General features: G+C 61.3%; 7 protein-coding genes. 5 read left to right on the top strand and 2 right to left on the bottom strand.

Annotated elements, in window-relative coordinates:
- Positions 1-217: 217 nt before the first annotated feature.
- The 3 genes from dapA to EN884_RS22390 are packed head-to-tail and all read left to right on the top strand — an operon-like array spanning position 218 to position 2,330.
- Positions 218-1,099, top strand: a complete 882-nt coding sequence (gene dapA / locus EN884_RS22400; protein ID WP_013532595.1) for a 4-hydroxy-tetrahydrodipicolinate synthase — start codon at positions 218-220, stop codon at positions 1,097-1,099.
- Between the two features lie 25 nt (positions 1,100-1,124).
- On the top strand, positions 1,125-1,604 hold the full coding sequence (smpB, locus tag EN884_RS22395) for an SsrA-binding protein SmpB (protein ID WP_013532594.1): 480 nt from the start codon (positions 1,125-1,127) through the stop codon (positions 1,602-1,604).
- A gap of 15 nt (positions 1,605-1,619) precedes the next feature.
- A complete protein-coding gene (locus tag EN884_RS22390; protein WP_013532593.1) occupies positions 1,620-2,330 on the top strand; it encodes a GH25 family lysozyme in 711 nt (236 codons plus the stop codon).
- A 17-nt stretch (positions 2,331-2,347) separates the two neighbouring features.
- Here the strand turns inward: EN884_RS22390 and EN884_RS22385 are convergent, their stop codons facing one another.
- Positions 2,348-3,004, bottom strand: a complete 657-nt coding sequence (locus tag EN884_RS22385; RefSeq protein WP_013532592.1) for a uracil-DNA glycosylase — start codon at positions 3,002-3,004, stop codon at positions 2,348-2,350.
- A gap of 11 nt (positions 3,005-3,015) precedes the next feature.
- On the bottom strand, positions 3,016-3,597 hold the full coding sequence (locus EN884_RS22380) for an NYN domain-containing protein (RefSeq protein ID WP_010915096.1): 582 nt from the start codon (positions 3,595-3,597) through the stop codon (positions 3,016-3,018).
- 323 nt (positions 3,598-3,920) lie between these two features.
- On the opposite strand from EN884_RS22380, the gene rpoZ reads away from it, so the two are divergent.
- Both rpoZ and EN884_RS22370 read left to right on the top strand, forming a co-directional pair.
- Positions 3,921-4,322: a DNA-directed RNA polymerase subunit omega gene (gene rpoZ, locus EN884_RS22375; protein ID WP_013532591.1), complete on the top strand. Its 402-nt coding sequence runs from the start codon at positions 3,921-3,923 to the stop codon at positions 4,320-4,322.
- Positions 4,323-4,450: 128 nt separating this feature from the next.
- On the top strand, positions 4,451-5,924 hold a 1,474-nt coding region (locus EN884_RS22370; protein WP_164895107.1), incomplete at its 3' end, for a bifunctional (p)ppGpp synthetase/guanosine-3',5'-bis(diphosphate) 3'-pyrophosphohydrolase.

Here is a 5,924-nt window from a genome sequence, read left to right as displayed (position 1 = left end):
CCACAAGCTGGCGAAGATGCCTCGAAGCCTAAACTTAGGTCGTGAAGAGCCCGTAAACAAAGAGTTAGCGAGGCCGTTCGAATTGCGCTTGCTGGCACCATGGCAATGCTTGCCGCGCAACCATGTCGAGACTATGGTGCGCCGCTTCGCTTTCGGTTAGAAGGCGCGACCACAAACACCGACACAAAACACCAGAAGTGCCAAGGAGTTGGACGATATGCTGAGAGGCTCGCTTACTGCGCTCGTGACACCGTTCGAAAAGAGCGGGCGTTTCGACGAGAAAGCCTTTCGCGCATTCGTCGAATGGCAACTCGCGGAGGGCACGACGGGCCTGGTGCCGGTCGGCACCACCGGCGAGTCGCCGACACTGTCGCATGACGAGCACCGCCAGGTCGTCAAGGTATGCATCGAGGTGGCCAAGGGACGAGTTCCGGTCGTCGCCGGCGCTGGTTCCAACAACACCGAGGAAGCCGTCGGGCTCGTGCAGTATGCCGAGAAGGCCGGCGCCGATGCCGCCCTGGTCGTCACGCCTTATTATAACAGGCCGACGCAGCGCGGCCTGTATGAGCACTTCGCGGCGGTCGCCAGGGCGACCAAGCTGCCGATCATCATCTACAACATCCCGCCGCGCTCGGTCATCGACATGATGCCGGACACGATGGGCCGGCTCGTGCACGACTTCAAGAACATCGTCGGTGTCAAGGATGCCACCGGCAAGGTCGAACGGGTTTCCGAGCAGCGTGCCACGTGCGGCAAGGATTTCATCCAGCTTTCGGGCGAAGATGCTTCGGCGCTTGGATTCAACGCGCATGGCGGCGTCGGCTGTATTTCGGTGACGTCGAACGTCGCGCCGCGGCTGTGCGCCGAATTCCAGGAGGCAACGCTTGCCGGCGACAGCGCCAAGGCGCTGGATCTGCAGGATCGCCTGCTGCCGCTGCACAAGGCGATCTTCATCGAGCCTGGCGTTTCCGGCGCCAAATACGCGCTGTCGAAGCTAGGCAAGGTCGAAAACGTGCTGCGCTCGCCGTTGGTGACGATCGAACAGTCGACTGCCGACAAGATCGATGCGGCTATGAAGCACGCCGGCTTGATTAATTAGGGATGAGGCGCCACCTCTCCGCATCATGAATCAAGTCAGAAAAGCCGATCCCAACAACAAGACCGTTTCGGAAAACCGCAAGGCGCGGTTTTCCTATGAGGTGCTCGACACGGTCGAGGCCGGTCTGGTGCTGACCGGCACCGAGGTCAAGTCGCTGCGCCAGGGCCAGGCCAACATCCAGGACAGCTACGCCTCGGTCGAAGGCGGCGAGATCTGGCTGATCAATTCCTATCTGCCGGAATATCTGCAGGCCAACCGCTTCAACCACGAGCCCAGGCGGCGCCGCAAGCTGCTGCTCAACAAGCGCGAAATGGCGAAACTGTCGCAAAGCGTCGACCGCGAAGGCATGACGCTTGTGCCGCTGAAAATCTATTTCAACGACCAGGGCCGCGCCAAGCTGCTGCTCGCTGTCGGCCGCGGCAAGAAACTGCACGACAAGCGCGAGAGCGAGAAGCAGCGCGATTGGTCGCGCGAGAAGGGCCGGCTGTTAAAAGAGCGTGGGTAGGCTGGGGCCATTCGCTTGAAGAACCGAATTGTTCTCTTTGGTCTGGCCAGTCTGGTCTTGGTATGTTTCGTCGCAGCAGGCGGCTACATCTATTTCAAGGCATTCTCGCCGGACCGCGACAAATATCCGCTCAGGGGCATCGACGTTTCCCATCATCAGGGCCGGATCGACTGGCCGCGTGTCGCCGCCGACGATGTCGCCTTCGCAGTCATCAAGGCGACCGAAGGCGGCGATCATGTCGACGATGCCTTCGCGAAGAATCTGGAAGAGGCCCGCGCCGCCGGTCTCGCCGTCGGCGCCTATCACTTTTTCACCTTTTGCCGACCTGGCGCCGACCAGGCGAAGAATTTCATCTCGGTTGTGCCGCACGACCAGCCGCTGCTGCCGCCGGTCGTCGACATCGAATTCGGCGGCAACTGCCCGCAGCGGCCGACGCCCGAACAATTGAACGCCGAACTGGCCGCGTTCCTCGCTCCAGTCGAGGCGACGTTCGGCAAGCCTGCGATCGTCTATCTGACCGATGAGGCAGCGCAGACCTATGCAGGGCGCATTGCTGCCCGTCCGCTCTGGCTCCGCTCGTTGCTCCTGGAGCCGGACCGCGACGACTGGGTCTACTGGCAGTACCACAACAGGGGTCGCGTCGACGGCATCAATGGCGATGTCGATATGAATGTGCTGAAGGGTGGGCCGGCGGTGCTGGCTGCACTGTTTGCGCCATCAAGCTGATCCGCTGGCGCCCGACTCTATTTCTGCAGGAACGCCGCTATCTGGCTGAAAACGCTAACGAACATCGCTTCGGTCAGCACACCGGTGTTGGTGTTGTAGCGCGAGCAATGATAGCTCGAAAACAGCGTGATGCTGCCGGCCGGCAGCTGCCCGCCATGCTTGAACGGATAGGCGGCGACACGCCCGCCCAATGCCCGCACCGTCGACTGGTGCGCGATCGATCCCAGTGCCAGCACGGCGCGCAGGTTCGGGAACCTGGCGATCGTCGGCACCAGGAATGTCCGGCAGGTGGCAATCTCAGCGCCCACCGGCTTGTTCTCCGGCGGCACGCAGCGCACCGCGTTGGTGATCGCGGTGCCGACCAGCTCCAATCCGTCATCTGGCCGCGCCTTGAACTCTCCGCGCGCAAAACCGTGCGAAATCATCGTCGAGTAGAGCATGTCGCCGGCATAGTCGCCGGTGAACGGGCGGCCCGTTCGATTGGCACCGCGCAGGCCAGGCGCCAGCCCGACGATCAGCAACTGAACCGCCGCGTCACCCTCGGGTGGTAAAAAAGTCGGCACCGGCGCATTGAACCAGGACGGCTCGCGCTGCCGCCACTCGGCGATGAAGTCATGCAGCCTTGGGCAGAGCGGGCAATCGCGGCCGGGTTCGGAGGCGGAAAGCACGGTCAAGGCGACCGGCCTCAATAATCGTCCTCGTCGACTTCGGCCGGCTCGGGCCTGCGCACCGGGCGCTCGGACGGGTCACGGCCAACCTCGTTCTTCAGCGTCGTCAGGTCGATGAAATGGTCGGCCTGGCGGCGCAGATCGTCGGAGATCATCGGCGGCTGCGAGGCCATGGTCGAGACGATCGATACCTTGCGGCCACGCCGCTGCAATGCCTCGACCAATGTGCGGAAATCGCCGTCGCCGGAAAAGATGACGTAGTGGTCGACGACATCGGCGAGTTCCAGCGCATCGACGGTGAGCTCGATGTCCATATTGCCCTTGATCTTGCGGCGGCCGGTCGAGTCGGTGAATTCCTTGGCCGGCTTGGTGACCACCTTGAAGCCATTATAGTCGAGCCAGTCGATCAGCGGACGGATCGAGGAGTATTCCTGATCCTCGACCAGCGCCGTGTAATAATAGGCGCGCAGCAGATAGCCGCGCTTCTGGAAGCTCGACAGAAGCTTGCGGTAGTCGATGTCGAAGCCGAGCGCGCGCGACGTCGCGTAGAGATTGGCGCCGTCGATGAATAGGGCGATTTTTTCACGAGGGTCGAACATGGAAAATATTCCTTCTCGAAATAAACACCCGTCTAAACCAAATGCGATAGCGTTCGGTCAGGCTCATAATAAACCGGCTGACCTCTATGCCATCCGAGATAGCGCCAGTTTCGCGGCAATCCAAGGGCGCGTGCGGCACTGCAAGCAATTGTGATCGGGACACCGAACACATAGCACAGACTGGTTTTGCCAAATCGGGTGTTTGAACCAAGGTTTGGGCGCCATGCAACCCAGCCATTGCCATGATGCTTGTATTTTGGCGGCGTTCGGGTTATGGACCGAGCCTGTTTTCCATCAAATCCATCGCATGAAAGGGGCAATCCATGGCCCGCGTAACCGTTGAAGATTGCATCGACAAGGTCGACAACCGCTTCGAGCTGGTGCTCCTTGCCGGCCATCGTGCCCGGCAGATCAGCCAGGGCGCGCCGATCACAGTGCCGCGTGACAACGACAAGAATCCGGTTGTGGCGCTGCGCGAGATCGCCGATGAGACGCTGTCGCCCGACGACCTCAAGGAAGATCTGATCCATTCGCTGCAGAAGCATGTCGAGGTCGACGAGCCCGAGGCCGATGGCGAGGCGATTGCCGATCAGACCGGCACCGCCGTTGCCGCCACCGACGCCGACGACGCCGAGGAGAACATCACCTTCGACCGGATGACCGAGGAAGACCTCCTGGCCGGCATCGAGGGCCTGGTGCCGCCGGAAAAGAGCGACGACTACTAAGCCAGCGTTCTGGACCTGCCTGGAATACGTTTCCGGCACTTCCGTCCAGTCAGTTTCGTGGCTATCTATGGGATGCGCCGTACGCTAGTGCGGCGCATCAATCATTTCAGCACCGCGAGATTCCGCCCATGATGCGTCAGTATGAGCTTGTCGAGCGCGTCCAGCGCTACAAGCCTGACGTCAACGAGGCGTTGCTCAACAAGGCCTATGTCTATGCCATGCAGAAGCATGGCCACCAGAAGCGCGCTTCCGGCGATCCGTATTTCTCGCATCCGCTCGAAGTCGCCGCCATCCTCACCGAAATGCATATGGACGAGGCGACGATCGCGGTCGCCCTGCTGCACGACACCATCGAGGACACGACCGCCACGCGGGCCGAGATCGACGATCTGTTCGGCCCCGAAATGGGCAAGCTGGTCGAGGGCCTGACCAAGTTGAAGAAGCTCGATCTGGTCTCGAAGAAGGCCGAGCAGGCGGAAAACCTGAGAAAGCTTCTGCTGGCGATTTCGGAAGATGTCCGCGTGCTGCTGGTCAAGCTCGCCGATCGTTTGCACAATATGCGCACCCTCGACCACATGCCGGAGGCCAAGCGCCTGCGCATCGCCGAGGAGACGATGGATATCTACGCACCGCTGGCCGGGCGCATGGGCATGCAAGGCATGCGTGAAGAGCTGGAGGAGATCGCCTTCCGCTTCATTAATCCTGAAGCCTATCGCGCCGTCACCGCACGGCTTGCCGAAATCTTCGAACGCAACAAGGGCGTGCTGACGGACATCGAAAAGGCACTGTCCACGTTGTTCGAGAAGCATGCGATCAACGCCAGCGTAAAGAGCCGGCAGAAGAAGCCGTGGTCGGTGTTCCGCAAGATGGAGGCCAAGGCGCTGTCCTTCGAGCAGCTCTCTGACATCTTCGGCTTTCGCGTCGTCGTCGACACGGTCGAGGACTGCTACCGGGCGCTTGGCGCCATCCACACCGCGTGGTCGATGGTGCCGGGTCGCTTCAAGGACTACATCTCGACGCCGAAACAGAACGACTACCGCTCGATCCACACCACCATTGTCGGCCCGTCGCGCCAGCGTGTCGAGCTGCAGATCCGTACCCGAGAGATGAACAAGATCGCCGAATACGGCGTCGCCGCCCATTCGATCTACAAGGATACCGGCGGCAAGACGAATGGCGCCGCCCACGCGATTTCAAAGGAAACCAACGCCTACGCCTGGCTGCGCCGCACCATCGAGCAGCTTGCCGAAGGCGACAACCCTGAGGATTTCCTCGAAAATACCAAGCTGGAACTGTTCCAGGACCAGGTGTTCTGCTTCACCCCGAAAGGCATGTTGATTGCGCTGCCGCGCGGCGCGACACCGATCGACTTCGCCTATGCGGTGCACACCGATGTCGGCGACACCTGCGTCGGTGCCAAGGTCAACGGCCGCATCATGCCGCTGATGACGGAACTGAAGAACGGCGACGAGGTCGAGATCATCCGCTCCAAGGCGCAGGTGCCGCCGGCGGCGTGGGAATCGGTCGTCGTCACCGGCAAGGCGCGCTCGGCCATCCGCCGTGCCACCAAGAACGCCATCCGCAAGCAATATTCGGGTCTTG

Source organism: Mesorhizobium sp. M7A.F.Ca.AU.001.01.1.1 (assembly GCF_004022735.1).
Classification (GTDB): Bacteria; Pseudomonadota; Alphaproteobacteria; order Rhizobiales; family Rhizobiaceae; genus Mesorhizobium; species Mesorhizobium ciceri.
Note: the sequence above shows the minus strand (reverse complement) of the source record. Positions and strands in the feature narration are given on the sequence as shown.

Coding starts and splice junctions, on each gene's coding strand:
- EN884_RS22380 (WP_010915096.1), bottom strand. CDS start 3,597: ATGTTCGACCCTCGTGAAAAAATCGCCCTATTCATCGACGGCGCCAAT.
- rpoZ (WP_013532591.1), top strand. CDS start 3,921: ATGGCCCGCGTAACCGTTGAAGATTGCATCGACAAGGTCGACAACCGC.
- dapA (WP_013532595.1), top strand. CDS start 218: ATGCTGAGAGGCTCGCTTACTGCGCTCGTGACACCGTTCGAAAAGAGC.
- smpB (WP_013532594.1), top strand. CDS start 1,125: ATGAATCAAGTCAGAAAAGCCGATCCCAACAACAAGACCGTTTCGGAA.